Origin of the sequence: Microcoleus sp., assembly GCF_041354475.1 — a bacterium.
Classification (GTDB): domain Bacteria; phylum Cyanobacteriota; class Cyanobacteriia; order Cyanobacteriales; family Microcoleaceae; genus Microcoleus.
In genome coordinates this window covers 35,225-53,007 of sequence record NZ_JBGJZU010000006.1, presented here as the reverse complement: position 1 = coordinate 53,007, position 17,783 = coordinate 35,225, and the positions used below count along the sequence as shown (strand labels likewise).

At 44.0% G+C, this 17,783-nt stretch carries 20 protein-coding genes and 1 tRNA gene; 8 read left to right on the top strand and 13 right to left on the bottom strand.

The features are described from left to right. Positions 1 to 276: 276 nt before the first annotated feature. The 3 genes from ACBR23_RS03780 to ACBR23_RS03770 all read right to left on the bottom strand — a co-directional run bounded on the left by ACBR23_RS03780 (position 277) and on the right by ACBR23_RS03770 (position 2,358). Positions 277 to 1,542, bottom strand: a complete 1,266-nt coding sequence (locus ACBR23_RS03780) for a glutamate-5-semialdehyde dehydrogenase (protein WP_341738477.1) — start codon at positions 1,540 to 1,542, stop codon at positions 277 to 279. Positions 1,543 to 1,546: 4 nt separating this feature from the next. Continuing rightward, on the bottom strand, positions 1,547 to 1,951 hold the full coding sequence (locus ACBR23_RS03775; protein WP_371115577.1) for a hypothetical protein: 405 nt from the start codon (positions 1,949 to 1,951) through the stop codon (positions 1,547 to 1,549). A gap of 335 nt (positions 1,952 to 2,286) precedes the next feature. Beyond that, positions 2,287 to 2,358: transfer RNA gene (locus tag ACBR23_RS03770), tRNA-Gly, on the bottom strand. 234 nt (positions 2,359 to 2,592) lie between these two features. On the opposite strand from ACBR23_RS03770, the gene ACBR23_RS03765 reads away from it, so the two are divergent. Together ACBR23_RS03765 and ACBR23_RS03760 are read left to right on the top strand one after the other, a co-directional pair. Continuing rightward, positions 2,593 to 2,733, top strand: a complete 141-nt coding sequence (locus tag ACBR23_RS03765; RefSeq protein WP_340519337.1) for a hypothetical protein — start codon at positions 2,593 to 2,595, stop codon at positions 2,731 to 2,733. 264 nt (positions 2,734 to 2,997) lie between these two features. Beyond that, on the top strand, positions 2,998 to 3,642 hold the full coding sequence (locus tag ACBR23_RS03760) for a Uma2 family endonuclease (protein WP_371115576.1): 645 nt from the start codon (positions 2,998 to 3,000) through the stop codon (positions 3,640 to 3,642). 330 nt (positions 3,643 to 3,972) lie between these two features. On the opposite strand, the gene ACBR23_RS03755 is transcribed toward ACBR23_RS03760, so the two are convergent. Both ACBR23_RS03755 and ACBR23_RS03750 read right to left on the bottom strand, forming a co-directional pair. After that, positions 3,973 to 4,311, bottom strand: a complete 339-nt coding sequence (locus ACBR23_RS03755) for a type II toxin-antitoxin system PemK/MazF family toxin (RefSeq protein ID WP_371115575.1) — start codon at positions 4,309 to 4,311, stop codon at positions 3,973 to 3,975. After that, a complete protein-coding gene (locus ACBR23_RS03750) occupies positions 4,298 to 4,522 on the bottom strand; it encodes a CopG family transcriptional regulator (protein WP_371115574.1) in 225 nt (74 codons plus the stop codon). Before ACBR23_RS03750 ends, ACBR23_RS03755 begins: the two co-directional genes overlap by 14 nt. Positions 4,523 to 5,266: 744 nt before the next feature. On the opposite strand from ACBR23_RS03750, the gene ACBR23_RS03745 reads away from it, so the two are divergent. Next, entirely contained in the window at positions 5,267 to 7,960 is a 2,694-nt protein-coding gene (locus ACBR23_RS03745; protein ID WP_371115573.1) for a tetratricopeptide repeat protein, read from the top strand. 22 nt (positions 7,961 to 7,982) lie between these two features. On the opposite strand, the gene rph is transcribed toward ACBR23_RS03745, so the two are convergent. Next, entirely contained in the window at positions 7,983 to 8,702 is a 720-nt protein-coding gene (rph, locus tag ACBR23_RS03740; protein WP_371115572.1) for a ribonuclease PH, read from the bottom strand. A 183-nt stretch (positions 8,703 to 8,885) separates the two neighbouring features. Then, the gene (locus tag ACBR23_RS03735; protein ID WP_371115571.1) at positions 8,886 to 9,161 is read right to left on the bottom strand and encodes an adenylate kinase family protein; all 276 of its coding nucleotides are present in this window, start codon (positions 9,159 to 9,161) and stop codon (positions 8,886 to 8,888) included. 225 nt (positions 9,162 to 9,386) lie between these two features. Here ACBR23_RS03735 and ACBR23_RS03730 point away from each other — a divergent pair, with 225 nt between their 5' ends. The 5 genes from ACBR23_RS03730 (at position 9,387) to ACBR23_RS03710 (ending at position 12,617) form a co-directional block, all read left to right on the top strand. Then, positions 9,387 to 9,923 carry a P-loop NTPase family protein gene (locus ACBR23_RS03730; protein WP_371115570.1) on the top strand — a complete coding sequence of 179 codons (537 nt, stop codon included), beginning with the start codon at positions 9,387 to 9,389 and terminating at the stop codon, positions 9,921 to 9,923. Positions 9,924 to 10,196: 273 nt separating this feature from the next. Beyond that, complete coding sequence (locus ACBR23_RS03725) at positions 10,197 to 11,105, top strand: DMT family transporter (RefSeq protein ID WP_371115569.1); 909 nt, start codon at positions 10,197 to 10,199, stop codon at positions 11,103 to 11,105. Between the two features lie 97 nt (positions 11,106 to 11,202). Beyond that, positions 11,203 to 11,409, top strand: coding sequence for a hypothetical protein (locus ACBR23_RS03720; RefSeq protein WP_340519329.1), 207 nt, complete (start codon positions 11,203 to 11,205; stop codon positions 11,407 to 11,409). Positions 11,410 to 11,411: 2 nt separating this feature from the next. Continuing rightward, positions 11,412 to 11,678 (top strand): type II toxin-antitoxin system YafQ family toxin, encoded by a 267-nt coding sequence (locus tag ACBR23_RS03715; protein ID WP_371115568.1) that lies wholly within the window; start codon positions 11,412 to 11,414, stop codon positions 11,676 to 11,678. 45 nt (positions 11,679 to 11,723) lie between these two features. Further along, a complete protein-coding gene (locus ACBR23_RS03710) occupies positions 11,724 to 12,617 on the top strand; it encodes a DNA cytosine methyltransferase (protein WP_371115567.1) in 894 nt (297 codons plus the stop codon). A gap of 51 nt (positions 12,618 to 12,668) precedes the next feature. On the opposite strand, the gene ACBR23_RS03705 is transcribed toward ACBR23_RS03710, so the two are convergent. From ACBR23_RS03705 to ACBR23_RS03680, 6 genes are all read right to left on the bottom strand, one after another. Further along, positions 12,669 to 13,022, bottom strand: a complete 354-nt coding sequence (locus ACBR23_RS03705) for a XisI protein (RefSeq protein WP_371115566.1) — start codon at positions 13,020 to 13,022, stop codon at positions 12,669 to 12,671. Further along, positions 13,010 to 13,426, bottom strand: coding sequence for a XisH family protein (locus tag ACBR23_RS03700; protein ID WP_371115565.1), 417 nt, complete (start codon positions 13,424 to 13,426; stop codon positions 13,010 to 13,012). Before ACBR23_RS03700 ends, ACBR23_RS03705 begins: the two co-directional genes overlap by 13 nt. A 103-nt stretch (positions 13,427 to 13,529) precedes the next feature. Then, positions 13,530 to 14,798, bottom strand: a complete 1,269-nt coding sequence (locus ACBR23_RS03695) for a WcaI family glycosyltransferase (protein WP_371115564.1) — start codon at positions 14,796 to 14,798, stop codon at positions 13,530 to 13,532. A 159-nt stretch (positions 14,799 to 14,957) separates the two neighbouring features. After that, the gene (locus ACBR23_RS03690; RefSeq protein ID WP_341733972.1) at positions 14,958 to 15,395 is read right to left on the bottom strand and encodes an ATP-binding protein; all 438 of its coding nucleotides are present in this window, start codon (positions 15,393 to 15,395) and stop codon (positions 14,958 to 14,960) included. Positions 15,396 to 15,892: 497 nt separating this feature from the next. Continuing rightward, complete coding sequence (locus tag ACBR23_RS03685; RefSeq protein ID WP_341739750.1) at positions 15,893 to 16,900, bottom strand: sugar transferase; 1,008 nt, start codon at positions 16,898 to 16,900, stop codon at positions 15,893 to 15,895. Between the two features lie 195 nt (positions 16,901 to 17,095). After that, positions 17,096 to 17,764, bottom strand: coding sequence for a DUF3318 domain-containing protein (locus tag ACBR23_RS03680; protein ID WP_341739751.1), 669 nt, complete (start codon positions 17,762 to 17,764; stop codon positions 17,096 to 17,098). Positions 17,765 to 17,783 lie beyond the last annotated feature (19 nt).

Here is a 17,783-nt window from a genome sequence, read left to right as displayed (position 1 = left end):
CCAATAACCAATAACCAATAAGCAATAACCAATAATATCAAATCCGGTAACATCGGAATTATTCATCTCTCTTATCTCCCTCTGTGTTCTCTGCGTTCTAGTAAGGTTAAATCATTCCGATGCAGCCGGAAACGATATAACTAATAACTATAGCAATCCTAAATGAGTCGCAAGTTTTTTACCCCACCCCAACCCTCCCCTTACTAAGGGGAGGGAGCAAGAAATTCACAAATGATTTAGGATTGCTATAATAACCCATAACCAATAACTAATAGATTAAAATTGTCCGTTACCCTGAACTATTTCTTTAATTGTAGTCAACGTATCCAAACCGATTAATCCGCGACGATAACCTTTCTGATTTGACATTCCCAAAAATATCGCATCTCCGCGATTTTGATAGCGCCAAAACCGGGGCGAGGCATTAATAAAAGTAGATGCACTGTTGACATCCAGGGCAAATTGGCGACTTTCTAGATAAGATTCGGTGGCGATGCTGTCGGCGTGGCCGCTGCTGTATCGGTTGATCCACCCGATCGCACTTTCTAAACTATCGACAACTTTAAACGCTATGGTTTTGTTCAAATAGGGTTGATTCCACTCCGATATTTCGGCTAACTTTAAGTCTGGGAAATCTCCAAGGAGTTCGGCGTCTCCCCTAATCTGAAAGCCTTTTTCTTTTAAACTGTTCCACAGTCTGACTAAGGAAGAAGGCTTTTGGTGGCGATCGATCAAAACTTTCTCGATCGCATTTACCGGATCTGGCACACTTTGATGGCTGTCCAAAATCATCCACCTTGCCATCTCCAAACTACCCGTAGGCGACCAATAAAGGTAACAATTGCCCATTGCCGATCGCAACACAGGTGCTGTACACTGCCTTACCACTTGTTGCACCAAACTCGGTCTGCCGTAGGGAATAATTAAGTTTAGATATTGGTCTTGAGTCACTAAGTCCCGGATCGAGACACCTCCATTGGGCGGCAATACCTGCAAACATCCTGATGGCAAACCGACTTCATCTATTGCCGACTGCAAAGCTTCCCCGATGACTGCATTAGTGTTCCCGGTTTCGCTACCGCCTTTGAGAATCAAGCTGTTAGCACTTTTGAGACACAAACCGGCCGCGATCGCCCCCAACTCTGGAAACGCCTCGTAAATTAGGGCGATCGCCCCTAGTGGCAGAGATTGACAATATACTTGACATCGATCGACCTGATAAGAAGCATTGATCACTCGGCCGATGGGATCGGGCATTTCTCCCAGTCTCTGAAGAATTTGGACTGTTGTCTTAATTCTTTCGGGTGTCAACTTCAGCCACTCCACAATCAATTCGGGAATTGCCATATCCCGACTCGCTTCTAGATCCAGAGTATTGGCTTCTAAAATTTCATTTTGGCGCAGTTTCAGCGCCTGTGCCATCGCCTGCAATGCAGCGGCGCGATCTGTACTTTTTGTCCCCGCCAACTCCAAAGAAGCTTGGTAAGCACAACGGGCGACATTTGCCGAATCGGATAAAGGTTTAGAATCGTCAATTATCATTTAGCTAACGCCTGTAAGCCAGCCAAACCATCAGCGCCGGCACCATTGCTAGTAGCACAGCAACCATTGCCCACAGAATTATATTCGTCCCTGGGGAATACAACGCCAGTGGCAACCAAATCATTAGAAGTACCAAAATCATGCCCAGGGCTAAGGGCAAGTAATGCTCTCTGAAACCCCGATGAGCTCTGTTCCATTGTTGACCTGTCCACCGCCAAGTTTGTTTGTAAGGATAGTTTGTTGATAATTGCTCGATGACGTAGCCACTTTCATCCAATACAAATATTTGCTGACAGCGGTTGCAACCAAAAGCCTCTGTCAGTATTATTGGCACTAGACGACCCCGGCGCCGACAAGGGCAGGGATAATCACCATTTAAGTCAATTTTTGGAGCTTTTTGAGATGACACGAGCTATCGGATAACAAGAGAGTTTGTGCAAAAACAATCGTTAAGATATTAATTCCATCAAACTTTTGAATTTTGGTCGATCGAGGATTTCAACTCTTTGTTGTTAAGCCTAGTTCGATCGGCAATTTTCAGTTACAAGTTCCCAACTGAATTTTACCACTTACTTAGATATTTTGAGCAAATATTTCTATTTTTCCCAAACTTCCCTGAGTTGTGCCAAATTTTTGGTCGATCGCTTTAGTGATTGTGGCTATCAAAAAAAAGCCCTTCTACACTGAATGAGCTTTCCACCCAAGTTTTTGGTAACATCGGGATTTTCTATTTAAACTTTAAAAAGCGGGTGACGCGATTCGAACGCGCGACATTCACCTTGGCAAGGTGACGCTCTACCACTGAGCTACACCCGCATTTGCTGCGGAACCGCATTTCCTGCGGTATTAAACATAGTGCCTTAACTCCCTGAGTTTGTCAAGTCTTTTTCATAAGTTTTTTTTGAGAAAGCCAGTATGGAGGCGGCAGACCCCCTAGCCACCTCAAATTTCAGCAGCCAGAATATTAACTAAATCAGTAATTGCGCGGTTTTGGGAGCCAGTAGTCAATAGCAAGGCTAAAATCAAGCTGGAATTTGGGAGAACAATGCTATGTCAGACTTAAATCGCGGAATCATGAAGTTCAAGGGAGCTGATAGCCCCATCGCGATCGCCCTTTCAGCGATCGTGATTGCTGGCGGCATCGGCTTTCTAATCTGGTGGGCCATGCAATCGGCTTACACATTCAGCTAATTTTGGCTAACCAAGTGCGGTGAGGGTGGGCTTAGCCTGGGAGTTCGAGGTCAAAAAGGGCTAGACGCTCTCGTCTAATGTACCTCCTAAAAAGATACTCAAGAACAGGCTGGCGGTTCACCCACAGTCTTAAAGGCTGCAAACAGGTTAAATAAACCCGCCCCCACCCACAAAAAAGCCCCCGATCTATCTGGGTGCAACATCTCAGATTAAACCAAGTTTTGCTAAGATGTAATAAATAAGCTAAAAAGCAAGCAGGTAGCCATGACAGCCACCTTCATTCAAAGTCAAACTTCTGGAGTTTTGCTGAAAAATATTAGTTGGCGGACTTACGAATCTCTGGTAAATGAGCTAGCAGAACAGCGGGGAATTCGTTTGACTTACGATCGCGGAACATTAGAAATTATGACTCCATCAGCACCGCATGAAGGTAACAAACAAATCTTAGGACGTTTTGTAGAAACAGTAACGGAAGAATTGAATGTAGAAATTCGCAGCCTGGGTTCTCTGACTTGCAGGCGCGAGGATTTAGAACGTGGATTAGAACCTGATCAGTGCTACTACATTGAGAATGAGGAAAATATCCGCAGCCTCAACCAAATCAACTTAAATCAAGATCCGCCACCTGATTTAGTAATCGAGATTGACATCACTAGCAGTTCGATTAACCGGATGGAATTGTATGCGAGTTTGGGTGTGCCAGAGCTCTGGCGTTATGACGGTGCGCGTTTAATATTCTATCAGTTAGAAGGTCAGGAATATGTAGAGCGGGAGGTTTCTCCTCACTTTCCTTTTTTGTCGCCCTCTGAGATTATGGGATTTGTGGAAACGCAAAAAGATGTGGGTGAAACATCGATGATTCGAGGGTTTAGGCAGTGGGTGAGGACTCGGATTGAGTTAGGGGAATGATAAGCTGTTCTGGTTATAGGGAAATGATATAAACGGAGGACACGGCAATGCTGTTTCCCTACCCAATTAATTGTAGGGAAACGGCACTGCCCATAGGTGTCAACTTAAGACTAAAACTCTTGAGAAATCTGGCTTTTACCATAGTCTAGATCCCCCTAAATCCCCCTTAATAAGGGGGACTTTGAGAAGATTCCTGTCCCCCCCTTCTTAAGGGGGGTTAGGGGGGATCTCATCTGAATAGTTAAACAGCAGTCTGTGACAGGGTTTGACGTTAAGTTGACACCAATGGGCACTGCCGTGTCCTGATGGTGGGTAATATTAATTACGATATTAATCGACATCTAAATGCAGTTTGAGAGCCACATTTACTAACTGCATGATTTCCTCATTCAAACTTCCCACTGCATCGCTGGTAATTCGCTGTTTAGAAATTGTCCTTACTTGCTGTGCTTGAACTTTAGAAGGTTTGGATAAGCCGCTATCCTCTGGATTTAGCAACACCTTGAAAGGGTAGATACGGGTTACATTCGAGGTAATTGGTAGAATTGTAACTGTATTGGCAGCACGGTTATTAGCGTCATTGCTCACCACCAATACGGGACGGCGTTTATCTATCTCAGAACCAACCGTAGGACTGAGATTAGCGTAGTAAATTTCACCACGTTTCATCTGTCAATCCATCGGCAACTGTTAGATCCCAAGCAGAGTCTACTTCACTAGATGCTTGTCGGTAAGCAGATTCTAGTTCTTGATTCCGCAACAATTCCAGAGCTAATTCAATTACTTGGGATGGCGATTTACATCCTTTAGCAATTTTGTAGCTTTCAATGAACTGTAGTAGCGATTGTGATAGGGAAATTGATATTTTTTTATCTTGCATTATCTTAGCAATTGGTAATTACAAAGATTTCTACTTGATTATAGCACAAGCAGTAAACTAGGGTAAATTCTACTATTTACAGGGCGATCGCAGAAAGCTGGCTTATTTATAGTCGCGTAGGGAGTCAGAAACCGGGTTTCTTGAGAAAATCTGGTAAGGATGCGTAAATTCTCGTAGAAACCGGGTTTCTTGGATTGGGGGCGGGGTTCAGAAACCGGGTTTCTTTGGAAAATCTGGTGAGGATGCGTAAATTCTGGTAGAAACCCGGTTTCTTGGATGGTTAGGCGTCGAGGCTATGGGATTAATTCACCCACAATCGCCAAAAAATATGGCATTGCCCCCTTTTTAAGAGTGGGAAATATATTAATTAAGGACAGTGATATGTGTTACCATGCCTGTCTATGCAAATGTTTTGAGCTACACTATGCTTCAACATCATCTTCATTGTAGCTTTTGGGGGAGTTGAGGTCGTCGCAACTTTGACATTGGTCAAAGTCGAAGGCGCGATCGCGGATATTAGCATGAATAAGGAGGAAATCAAGATTGTACCATTCATTGTCGTGTCACCTAGTCAAATTTTTGAGCAGGAACAAACGAGTTAGCGCTAACTGCTGTCTCCCTAATTCCAGGATGAGGCAGTCAGAAAGGCTTTCCGGGTGACATTTAGGTCATTATTTGGTGATGTGACTACTAGATAAGTGAACCAAAACTGAACAAAGAAAAAAGCTAAGTATAAAATCCTTTATGGCTGTGACTCTCAGAGCTTCTGACAATGGGTTAAAAAAGATCGAGCGGCTGAGAATTATCAAAGGCTGGTCAAGAAGAGAAAAAGCTTGGTATGAGTTGGCATATACTTCAGAATCTACTTTAAGGAGGTTTTGGAAAAAACAGCCAATTTCTTATGAAAATTTTGTCAAAATTTGCACAGTTATAGATGCAAACTGGCAAGATATTTTTGATGATAGTCCAGCAGGACTACTAGAAGCACAGGATATACCTGCTGCTAACTCTGTACACAAAGTCGCGATCGCTCACCCCAGTCAAGCTCAACAACAAAAAAGTTTTGCACTCCCTGAAAAAATCGCACCTGTGAGGAATTGGGTAGGCAGATCGCGCGAAATCGACACCCTCAAATCCCAGATCCTCGATCCACAAACCAGAGCCATTAGCATCACCGCCGTCTGTCTCGTAGGCTTAGCGGGAATTGGCAAAACAACTCTCGCTAGTCAGCTAATCCGCCAGCTACAAGCGGAAAACGCCCCTTTTACCGCTGCTGCTTGGGAAACATTGCGATCGTCCACGGGCAAAGCACCTCGATTTGATAGCATTATTGATTCCTTATTGCTCACTCTTTCTCATGGCGAAATTTCTGCGGCTACTACTCAAAATGAAGATCGCCAAAAAACAGAAATTTTGGTGAGATTACTAAAGGAAAAACCTTGTCTAGTTGTACTGGATAATGTCGAAACAGTCTTGCAAACAGGGCAAGCTAAAAAAACGGGGTATTTTGCCGATGACTGTCTTGAGTATAAGTGGTTATTCAACCAGCTTGTCGAAACGGAACATCAAAGCAAAGTAATTTTCACCAGTCGGGAAAGTTTGGCAGAATTGTCCGCGATCGCGGTTAGAGAACTCCCTCTCAAAGGACTAGAAAAAGAGGATGCCGTTAACTTGCTGGAATCTCATCAGCAATGTTTGAATTTGACAACTACTTCAGCAGAATTGGTACTGTTGGCGGAACGCTATCAAGGACATCCTAAAGCCTTGGAAGTAGTTTCAGCTTTGATTCGGGATGAACCCAAATTTAAGGGACAGGTAGGTAAATTTTTACGCCATCGTCAATGGCTATTGATTAATACCCTCGATCGACTCATTGATGAAGTTTTTATTCGTCTCAGTGACTTAGAAAGAACTTGCTTGAGTCGGATTTCTGTTTATCAAACTGCTGAATATCCACTCGACACAGCCGGAATTGCAGCCCAAATGCCAGAAGTCAGCGAGTATGAGTTAGAAGAGAGCATTATTCAAGGACTTAGGCGCAGGCAATTATTGGACTATGACGATCGGCAGGAATCTTATCAAATGCACCCCTTAATTCAAGAAAAAGCTCATCGCCTTCTACACCCCGATCGAAGAGTTGCGAGTTCAGAATCTCAACTTGCTAATCGCCAAGCCTATCGCTATTTTCTCACTATCCCCCTCAAAACAGAAGCTGAATGGCAAGAAATTGAGGATATTAAACCACTTTTGAGAGCGCACTATCACGCCTGCTGTGCTGAAGATTGGGATGCTGTAACAGCAGCAATTTTGGGAGTCTATGATTTCCTGCGTCTGGGATTTTTATTTCAGCTTTTGAAAGATTTATATAGCAAACTAATCCCGCCTGACTGGAGAGATGGTAAACAATTTGTCACCTCTCCAGAAGTTCATGCAGATATTCTCCAATACCTGGGAGTAGCCTGTATTTATTTAGGTCAATATCAAGCTGCTCTTGAATATCTATCTGTCAGTTTGTCTACAGCGAGTCAAATTAGATATCGCAAAGGTGAAGCAGCAGCATTATGCGAGATAGGAGATGTTTACATAGAGACAGGAGACTTCCAAATATCTTTAGACTATTTAAAACAAAGCTTAGTCATCGCGAGAGAAATTTCAGCAAGAAAAATAGAATGTAAAGTTTTGATATATCAAGGAGTTAACCAATATTATTTAGGAGATTACTATTCAGGTATAGCAAGCTTTAAGCAAGCTTTAAAAATAGCACGTCAAATTGGCTATATTGAAAGGGAAGCAAGTAGCCTTAAGGATTTAGCTATTTTCTACAATGTTTTAGGTGACTATGAATCAGCACTTAAATATATTCAAGAATATTCATCTCTTCCTGATTTATATAAAGGAATAAGCTCTCTTAAAGAAGTTCAAGTCTATTTATCTAATATATATTTTAACAAGGGTGAAACTGAAAAAGCTAAAAGTTTTGCAAGAGAAGCTCTCCGCTTAGAGGGAGATATTGGAAAAAAGTGTGGTACAGATTCATTTATTTCTTTTGGCATTAGCCACAGATTTTTTGAAGATTTACAACGAAGTCTTGAGTATTTTGACAAACGGTTTAAGAGAGCTAAGGAAATTGGTGTTAAATTCGATGAAGCCTGGGCTTTATATCAAATAGGCATGACTTATCTGCAATTAGGACAGCATGATTTGTCTTTAGAGTATTTTCACCAAAGTCTTAATATTTTTCATAAGATAGGTACTCGTGCTTATGAGGCTGAGTCATTGTTGATATTAACAAAAACCAGTTTACTCATCAATACAGTTCCTTTAGAAACCCTCCAAGATTACTGCGATCGCGCCGAAAAGATTTGTCTCGATCTCAAGTTACCACTATTAACAGAGGTACAAAAACTAAAAGCAAATTTACAGGAAAATCGCGACTAAATATATCATGAATTAGATTTGATTACTCACCCAAAGCCTGCCGCTGAGCCTCCAACAATTCCTGAATCCCGATTTCTGCCACATCCAAAATTTGATTCAACTGACTCCGACTAAAACTTCCCTCTTCCGCAGTTCCCTGAATTTCAATGATATTCAAATCCCCATTCATCACCACATTACAATCAATTTCAGCCGCCACATCTTCCACATAATTCAAATCTAAAAACAGCTCGTTTTCCAAAAGTCCCACAGAGACGGCCGCCACTTGGCGCACAAGGGGCGATCGCCCTAAATCACCTTTTTGCACCAACTTATTCAAAGCATCAGCCACAGCCACAAACGCGCCATTAATAGAAGTCGTGCGAGTCCCCGCGTCCGCTTGCAACACATCAGCATCCACCAGAATCGTCCGTTCCCCCAAAAGCTGCATATCCAAGCACGATCGCAAACTCCGCCCAATCAACCGCTGAATCTCTTGAGTGCGCCCCGATAACTTCATAAACTCCCGCTCTTGTCGCTGCGGCGTAGCCCCCGGCAACATTCGGTACTCCGCAGTCAGCCAACCTTTGCCGGTATTCTCCAGAAACCTCGGCACTCCCGGCTTAATCGTAACACTGCACAGTACCTGAGTATCACCACTTTTTGCGAGCACTGAACCACTCGCAAATTTGGTAAATTCGCGATCGAAACTAATCGGACGAAGTTGATTTGGCTGTCTGCCATCGGCACGTTTTATGGACATAAGTAATTGGGAATGGGGAATGGGGAATGGGGAATGGGGAATGGGGAATTGGGAATGGGGAATTGGTGTCAACTTAACTTCTAACCCTGTCACAGACTGCTGTTTAACTATTAAACTTAGATCCCCCCTAGCCCCCCTTAAGAAGGGGGGGACAGGACAGGAATCTTATCAAAGTCCCCCTTCTTAAGGGGGATTTAGGGGGATCAGGACTGGGGTAAAAACGAGATTTATCCAGGATTTGACGATTAATTTGACACCAAATTGAATCATCGTCGCGTCGGGAACTAATTCCCCTCTTTCGACATAAGACACGGCCAACTTGCCCAAATCTGTGTCTTCTGCGATCGCCTCCCGCAGAATGTCCCCCACAGCCAGTAAAGGAATGCTCAAATTGCTGCACAGTTGTTGTGCCTGAGTTCCCTTGCCCGCTCCTGGTCCTCCCAAAATTACTAATCTCACTGTCCCCTGCTCCTACCGCCGCGACATTCAAAGTTTACCTGTTCTGGAGATATCTGGCGCAAAATGGCTGCGATCGCCACTGTCGCTAGCTTTCGATAACTGGTATATCTAGTGTGCGATCCGATTTGCGATCGGCCAGGTACACTATATATTGTCAAGCAGGCTTCTTCCATCTCAAAGTCGAAGCCGCCCTCAAGACTTAGTTGTTGATTAGATTATTGCCCTATGGTTGCCCAGCTAAAAACTCCTAACCTCAATTTAACCCACAGCTTGCCCTACACTGTTGAAGGGCTGGTGCAAGTCTTTACAGGCCCGCACCGCTGCTTTTTTACAACTGTGATGGCTCAAGCACTCAGAATTGCAGGACAGGGGACTGCGGTGCTAGCGGTGCAGTTCCTCAAAGGGGGAATTAATCAAGGACACCAGCATCCGATGCGGCTGGGGCAGAATTTAGATTGGGTGCGGTGCGATTTGCCACGCTGCATTGATAATGCTGATTTAGATGAGCTAGAACTAGGTGCGATCGCCCAATTGTGGCAATACGTTCAAGAAGTTGTCCGCGAAGGCCGTTATGCCCTAATCATTCTGGATGAATTAAGTTTAGCAGTTAATTTGGGTTTGATTCCCGAATCAGAAGTGCTGGCATTAATTGATAGCAAGCCGCATCATTTGGATCTGATTTTTACCGGCCCATCGATGCCACAAGGAATTTTGGATGTGGCCGACCAAATTACTGAAATTCGCCGCACTCAAGGACATTGATTTAAGTTGCGATATCCCATGGAAAAACCAGTTATACCAGTTTTTTATGAAGCTGCATAGAATCTGATCCCCCCTAGCCCCCCTTAATAAGGGGGGGGACAAGATTCCGATCAAAGTCCCCCTTCTCCCCTTTTTTCCCCCCTTGGGGGGGGGTAGGGGGGGGTGGGGGATTTAGGGGGATCGAGATATATGCAACGACCCATTAAATTGGTATTAACTGTTAACTGTTAACAGTCAACAGTCAACAATCATTCCGGTACAACGGGAATTGATATGAATCTGCCCAAAACAATACCAAATTGGTCGATCGCCCCAATCATCATTATCGGCATTTTAGCCTTCTCAACATCCTCAATCCTGATTAGACTGGCGAACAGTTCAGCAAACAGTGGTGGCCTCGGTTTCAGCTTGGTACTCGCGGCCTCCCGCCTCACTTTATCAGCCTTAATTCTGCTTCCAGCTTGGTCAAAAATTCAGTGGAATACGCTGCAACCGGGAGCTCGGCGCTACGGGGCGGCTGCTGGTTTGTGTCTCGCCCTGCACTTTGCCCTGTGGATTACCTCACTTTCTTATACTTCCATCGCCGCCTCCACCGCCTTAGTCACCACAAATCCGGTCTGGGTAGCGCTGTTGTCTCGGTTCTGGTTTGGCGAAAAACTCAGTAAATTGTCGGTAGCGGGCATTGCAGTGGCTCTGGGAGGGACGATCGCGATCGCCCTAGGTAGTGCAGGTGGCGGCGGTGATGGTAGCAGCATCATGTTGGGTAACTTCCTTGCCCTGGCTGGTTCCTGGGCTGTCAGCCTGTATTTGCTTTGTGGTAGGGAGGCCCAGCGGCGGGGACTGGGAATCGGTGGCTATATTGCGATCGCATATACTGTAGCTGCGATCGTCCTTTTGCCTCTGCCCCTAGTATTCAAAACCAGTTATACTGGCTATCCGCACATTGTATATTTTTACATTTTATTAACAGCAGCCTTGCCTCAATTAGTCGGCCACACGATTTTGAATTGGGCTGTGATGCGGGTATCGCCAACTTTGGTAAGTCTGGCTATTTTGTTTGAACCTGTGGGCGCTAGTTGTTTGGGTTATTTGGTGTTTGGGGAAGTGCCGGGGCCGATGGTATTGGTGGGTGGTGGGGTGTTATTGTTCGGAGTTGCGATCGGCATTTTTGGAGCAAAATAGTTAATATAGGAATTACGCATAAATACCAAAGAAACCTGGGTTCTTCCTCCAGGACTATAATATGAACATAGACAATTAAAACGAGGTCTTGCAAACAATGACTTTTAATGATGTAGTTGAAGTAGTCAAAGGTCTTTCCACGGATGAAAAGCAGGAAATTCAACAGTTGTTGAACCAATATATCCGTGAAGAACGCCGCGATCAGATATATAACAACTTCAAGTTAGCGCAAGTAGAACACCAAAAAGATGAACTGAAGTTTTCCTCTAATATTAACGAGCTCAGACAACTGATAGAGGAATAATCGTGGAAGTTAGTTTTAGTTCGGCTTTCAAACGCGCCTTCAAAAAGCGCATCCAAGGCAACACAGATTTAGAGGAAAAGTTTTGGCAAAAATTGGAACTGTTTACTATATATCCTTATAATCCGATATTGAAAACACATAAACTATCCGGCAAGCTTAAGGAATTCTGGAGTTTTAGTGTAGATTACGATGAAAGGGTATTGTTCTACTTTACAGAAGATGACAAGGCTGTGTTTGTAGATATTGGTAGTCATGGTGAGGTGTATTAACTATTCGACTAACATATCATGGGCTCTAAGAGTAACTTGGCAAAAATGAGAACAGTAGATTTATTTGCAGGCTGTGGAGGCTTATCACTCGGATTTCAAAATGCTGGATTCAATGTAGTAGCAGCTTTTGACTACTGGCATCCAGCTATTCAAGTTTATAAAGAAAACTTCCAACATCCGATATTTGAAAAAGACCTATCACAAGCAGATATCTGTTCATTTATCGGTGATTTCAATCCAGATATAATCATTGGTGGGCCTCCATGCCAAGATTTTTCCAGCGCCGGTAAAAGAGATGAGAATCTTGGGAGAGCAGATTTATCCTTAGCCTTTGCCAAGATTGTTACTAGCATTAAGCCTAGATGGTTTGTCATGGAGAATGTTGCCAGAATTCAAAAGAGCCAAATTTTAGAGGAAGTTTTAGAAACATTTAGAACCAGTGGCTATGGTTTAAATTCTTCCGTTTTGAATGCTAGCTATTGTGGAGTTCCACAAGCTAGAAAACGATACTTTTTGATTGGTCAATTGGATGGAAAAGATGGTATTCTGAATTCTTATCTTACCAAAAATCAGTCTAAAAATCCTATGAATGTTTTTGAATATTTAGGTGATGATTTAGGCATTGAGTATTTTTATCGGCATCCGAGAAGCTATAAAAGAAGGGGAGTTTTCAGCATCCACGAACCTAGTCCGACAGTTCGAGGTGTTAATCGTCCAATTCCTAAGACATACAAAAAGCATGAAGGAGATTTGTGCGATATTGATGAGAAGTTACGCCCTTTGACGACTATTGAACGGAGTTATATTCAAACATTTCCCAAAACGTTTAAGTTTCAGGGAAATAAGTCAGATTTAGAACAAATGATTGGTAATGCTGTTCCTGTCAAGCTGGCGGAGTATGTGGCTGGCTGCATCCTTGAATATATTCAACAGGACTAAGGCAAAAGAAAACGGGTTTCTATCAAAAATCGTTGCTTTTTTTGTCTCTCATCAAACAGTAGCGAATTCCGTCAAAGGTCTTTTGCTAGGATGATGAAACCCCAAAACAATATCGCCCTTAGAAATTCCAGCCGCTAGTAAATCATCAACTACACATAAATTCGTTAAATCTTCTTCCACCCAGATTTTACCATCTTTAATCCGAAGATACATCGTCATGTAGCGAACCCGTTCTTTGCCATTCCAGCCAGAGCGAAACCAGAGATATTGATCTCGTTCTTCATCAAATGCCAGACGATCATCTGGCTCTAATTCATCTAATGCGATCGCCCCCTGGACTTTCATCTGATAATATTCAGTCAATATCTTTTTAATTGTATTGCGATAGTATTCTAATCTATCCATTGTATAATTTCCTCCTTTTTCATTTCAACTGTCATTAATAGAAGCCGATTTTCCTTAGTAATTAATTGTATCGACTTGCGTTGAAAAAAATCTTGGTAGACGATATCATCAATTGCCAAATAAAGCGTGTATTCTGGAGCCGTGAGTTGAATGAGATTTCGGTAGACAATGTATTGACCGAGTGCGCCGTGAAAATCATACATTAGCGATCGCCCAATAAAGCTCTTAATTTCAACAACTATTTTTTGTCCCTGGCGTTCTGCGGCGATCGGCTTTTCTGCTGCTAGGTCGGCATATAAATCGGCATCCTCATATTGGATGAAATATGGGTCATCCGTAATTGTCCAACCATCTTTGATTAAGGCATTTTTAACTGCATTGTGGTAGGTATCTTTGGCAGGCATAGTAAAAACAGTTAAATATTACTTACTCTTTAAACACAGTATAATCCTTAAGAGTCGGTTTCGCCAACAATCTCAATAAACCCGCCCGAACCCCACCAATAACCTACTTTGGCAAAGGCTCTAATATTTCCTCACCATCCCTAGCCGTAACCATCGTAAATAAAGCCTCATATTGATTCAAAGCTTCCTCAAATCCATAATTCTCAACAGCATAACTTCTGCCTTGCAAACCCAGCGCATCGACTTTAGCCGGATTCAGATACAAATCTTCAACCCCATCCGCTAGAGCTTGCGGATCTTCCGGTGGCACCACCACCCCGCCACCACTTTGCTGCACTGCTTTATGAGCAGTACCAGTCTCAGGAACCGAAGCCAAAATAGCCCGACCACTAGCCAACAGCACTTGAATTTTTGAGGGCATATTAAAATTAGTCACGCGCCGCTTTTGTACCACCAAACTAACATCAGCGGCAGCTAACATTTCTGGCAATTTTTCTCGCGGTTCAAAGGGCAGTAACGTCACATTCGTCGCTTTGTAAGTTTCACAATCTCTTTGCAAACGTGACAGTGCGGTGGACTCTCCCACAATTACAAAAGCTATTTCTGGTATGTGTTTCAAACGAGCCGCTGCTTGGACAACAGTTTGCAAACCTTGAGTCAGGGCAATATTGCCTGCGTAGAGAATGACAAATTTGCCCTGGAGATTGTGAGTTTTGCGAAAGGAATTATTTTCTTTAGGTAAGGGGCGGATGAAATTGACATCAACCCAATTGGGAAGGCAAACTATTTTTTCCGGGGGTACTCCCTGAGAGTGCAATTTTTGGATAAAACCGCTGTCGATGACGCTGACTTGGCTAGCTGTGCTGTAGGCAAATTTTTCTAAGGTGTCAGCAATCTGAATTAACATCCCATTCTTTTTTACCAAACCGACGCGCACGGCTGCTTCAGAGACGATATCCTGAACGTTGAGGACGATCGGGCAACTACGAATCCACCCATAAAGAGCCACTGGGACGCAAATCGGCAATGGGGGCATTGTGGAAAAAATCACGTCTGGTCGATCGCCCCTAAACGCTTGAATAGCACTAGAGATCACAAAACTACCATCTAACAGCAGTCGGTCTAGCAAACTGGGGTGAGGGCCGTTAACCCGCAGGTAGCTGCGCTGTATTGTCACACCGTTATGTTCTTCGGTAAGGTAGAATTTGCCGCGATATTTTTCATAAATCTGGCGCTGGGGATAGTTGGGCATTCCTGTAACTACTCTGACTTGATGACCACGCTGAACTAGACCCTGGGCTAGTTCTGTCATCAGGGGAGCAATGCCGATCGGCTCTGGATAGTAGTTATAGGAATAAATCAGAATACGCATAATATTTAGTTTGAAGCAAATTGTCCAGCCGCCACCAGCTTGAGCTAATACCCGCTTAATTCGCCTGGATTAGGTCTAGTTGGGCCTAACACAGCAGAGGGCGGTGCCTGGAATTTTCTAGGCTCAAAAGCAGTCGCCCTTTGTGGTTTTGAGTCATCATCAGGTAATGTTTTTTCGCATCACCAGACAGTTGCGGCGATCGTCTGTACGGATATAACGAAGCTGCTCTGTCAGCTTGTGCATAAATAGCAGTCCCCTTTCTCCTTCTTTTTCCAAGGGATCGCGCTTGTCTTGGATAATAGCGTCGAGCTTTGCTTCTAGGTCAAAGGGTTGACCCCTATCCCAAATCCTGATTTCTAAGTAATCGGAAAACACTGCGACTTCGAGGTCGATCGGTGTCGTGGAGTGCAAGTTTTTGTGAGCATGGCGAACAGCATTTGTAAACCCTTCATTCACAATCAGGCTGCACTGCCACCCCAAATCCTCTGGTAGCAGGGGCAGGACAATATTTTCCAACCACTCCAAAACTTGTTTCAGAGCCTCCATGTCCGTTTCCACTTGAAGATGCAACTCGGCCTTTGGTTGCTGATCTTTCATTTTTTTTCCCCCTGGTCGCCCCCCAGCACAACTTCAGCTACGATCGGTACCAACTCAGTACAAGTAACTGTACTCAGCTTGGCTGGGACGCGAGTGTTCAGCGTAGCGGTGGCGGGAGAATAAGGGGGGCAAGGTCTTGGCAACATATTAGTTAAGTCAAGCTTGAGTTGAAGAAGCCCGTTTTGCCTCAAGGTGAGCATTCCTTTCGCACCATTTACTCCTACTGGAAATGAGAGACTTTTGATACTTTAACCCGCCTGGGTAGGGCGTTTAAATAATTTTCAGTTTTGAGTTGGGAGTTTTGATTTTTCAACTGCTTTAGAAAACTTAGCAAAACCTATCCAAAGTTATCTTTAGATGGTAAGTGTTTACTTCCGTTGTTTATTGACGTGATTAGTTAAAATTTTATTGATTTCTTTCATCACTTATGATAAAACGTCTGAATTTTAGTAACCCCCCCTGTACCTAAAAGGTCAGCGGAGGGTTGTTCAGGCATCCTATACAGCGCCACTATTTTTGTTGAACAGAACAGCTATGGTTTTCACAATTAGTTTCAGGTCATACATCAGGCTCCAGTTTTCTTGGTACTTTAAGTCCAAGCGGATCACATCTTCAAAATTACGCACCTGAGAGCGACCGTTAACTTGCCATTCTCCAGTCATTCCTGGTTTGACATCAAAACGCTGCCACTGAGGTACTTCATAGCGGTCAACTTCATCTGGAGTAGGGGGTCGGGTACCCACTAGACTCATTTCGCCTTTTAGTACATTCCAAAATTGTGGCAGTTCATCAAGGCTGGTTTTTCGCAATATCCGCCCGACTTTGGTAATGCGAGGGTCATTATCATTTTTGAAAAAAGCACCGGAGGCTTGGTTTTTGATTTGAGATTTAAGGGCTTCGGCGTTGGTACACATCGAGCGAAACTTCCAAATCTGAAATCTTTTTCCCATCCAGCCACAGCGGGTTTGACCAAAAAAGATCGGTCCTGGATCGTTAATTGTGATGGCTGCGACTATGGGTATAAACAATATTCCTGTAATTATCAAACCTACTATGGCCCCAACTATATCGATCAGCCGTTTTACCAACGATCGCACAGAGGGGTGCGTAACTGGTAACTGACTGTCTGCACGGTTGTTTTCAGCGGGGGCTGTGCTAACTGGCGACGGCTCGATAGTCAGCACTTGATCTAGGCTGGTGAGAGCAAATACTGCCATCACCTGTGGCTTGAGACTCCGCAATACTAAGTTGCACTCCCGCTGTTTGGCAAATTTTAGATTGCTGACTAAGGCACCAATCCCGCTACTGTCGATGAATGTCGTGTCACTGAAGTCTAGGACAATTTTGCTGGGAACGGTGTTTTTCGAGTTTTCAGAGAAAAGTTGCTGGCAGGTTGTCTTAAAGTTTACGGCTTCAAGTACGCTTAATCGCACAGGTATGTGAACGGAAGGAATTTCGTCCAAGTAAGTTACCCGAAAATCTGCCTCTGGGTTTTGGGTGACCATGAAGTCCTAGTTTCAAATTTCAAGCTGATGTCTTTAGCCTATTGTGTCCTAGGCCATCCATTTTTACCAATTATTATTGTTAACAACAGCCTAGATTTACACAAACTTTACATTTTCATCACTAACCAGGCCAGCCAAGAAGTGCTTCTGGCAAGCCCACACCCTACCCGTCAAGGGGTTGGTGTGTGCCGGAGGTCAGGAATTGTAAACGTTTTCTGACTGGGAAGTTTCGCGGCCGAGGGGTTTAACCTTGGCTTTAGCTTTAGCTGCGTTGCGTTTCAGGGCTTGGAGACGGGCTTCGTATTTAGCGCGCTGCTGCTTTTTGGAAGTTTGCTCGATCAGGGTTTTTAAGGCACTACCGAGGCTTTTGTATGCGTTGGGGAGAGTATAGCCGAAGCGAGTGGCCAGGGCCAGGGCTTTTTCGTCCGCGTCTATGGCTTCTTTTAAGCTTTTCTCTCCGTTATTTTTCTGGTACAGCCTCCAGCCGGAGACGCCACACAGGGAGAGGGCTAGTACCAGCAGCAAGCCATCTTGTACCCAAAGTTCGCCGACTGCGCCACCTAAACCAATAGCAAGGGCGGCCATTTCCCAGCCATCTCTGGGGATGGTGTCGTTTTGGATTCTGGCGACTTCGTGCCAAAATAGGAGGTTTCGCTGATCCATTGCTAGCTGTTCCCAGCGGATCAGGTCTATTTGTATTTCTACCTGATCTTTGCCTATTTCTTCGCTACGGATCAAGGCGGGATTAATTTCTATGGTTTTTTCTACTGTTACCCAACTTTGTAGTTCTGGGGGGAGTATATTTTTCAAGCGCCGGATCTCACTCATCTCGGCTCTTGCTGTGGAGGTTGCATAGGATGTCATAGCTCCGACCTTAAATTTT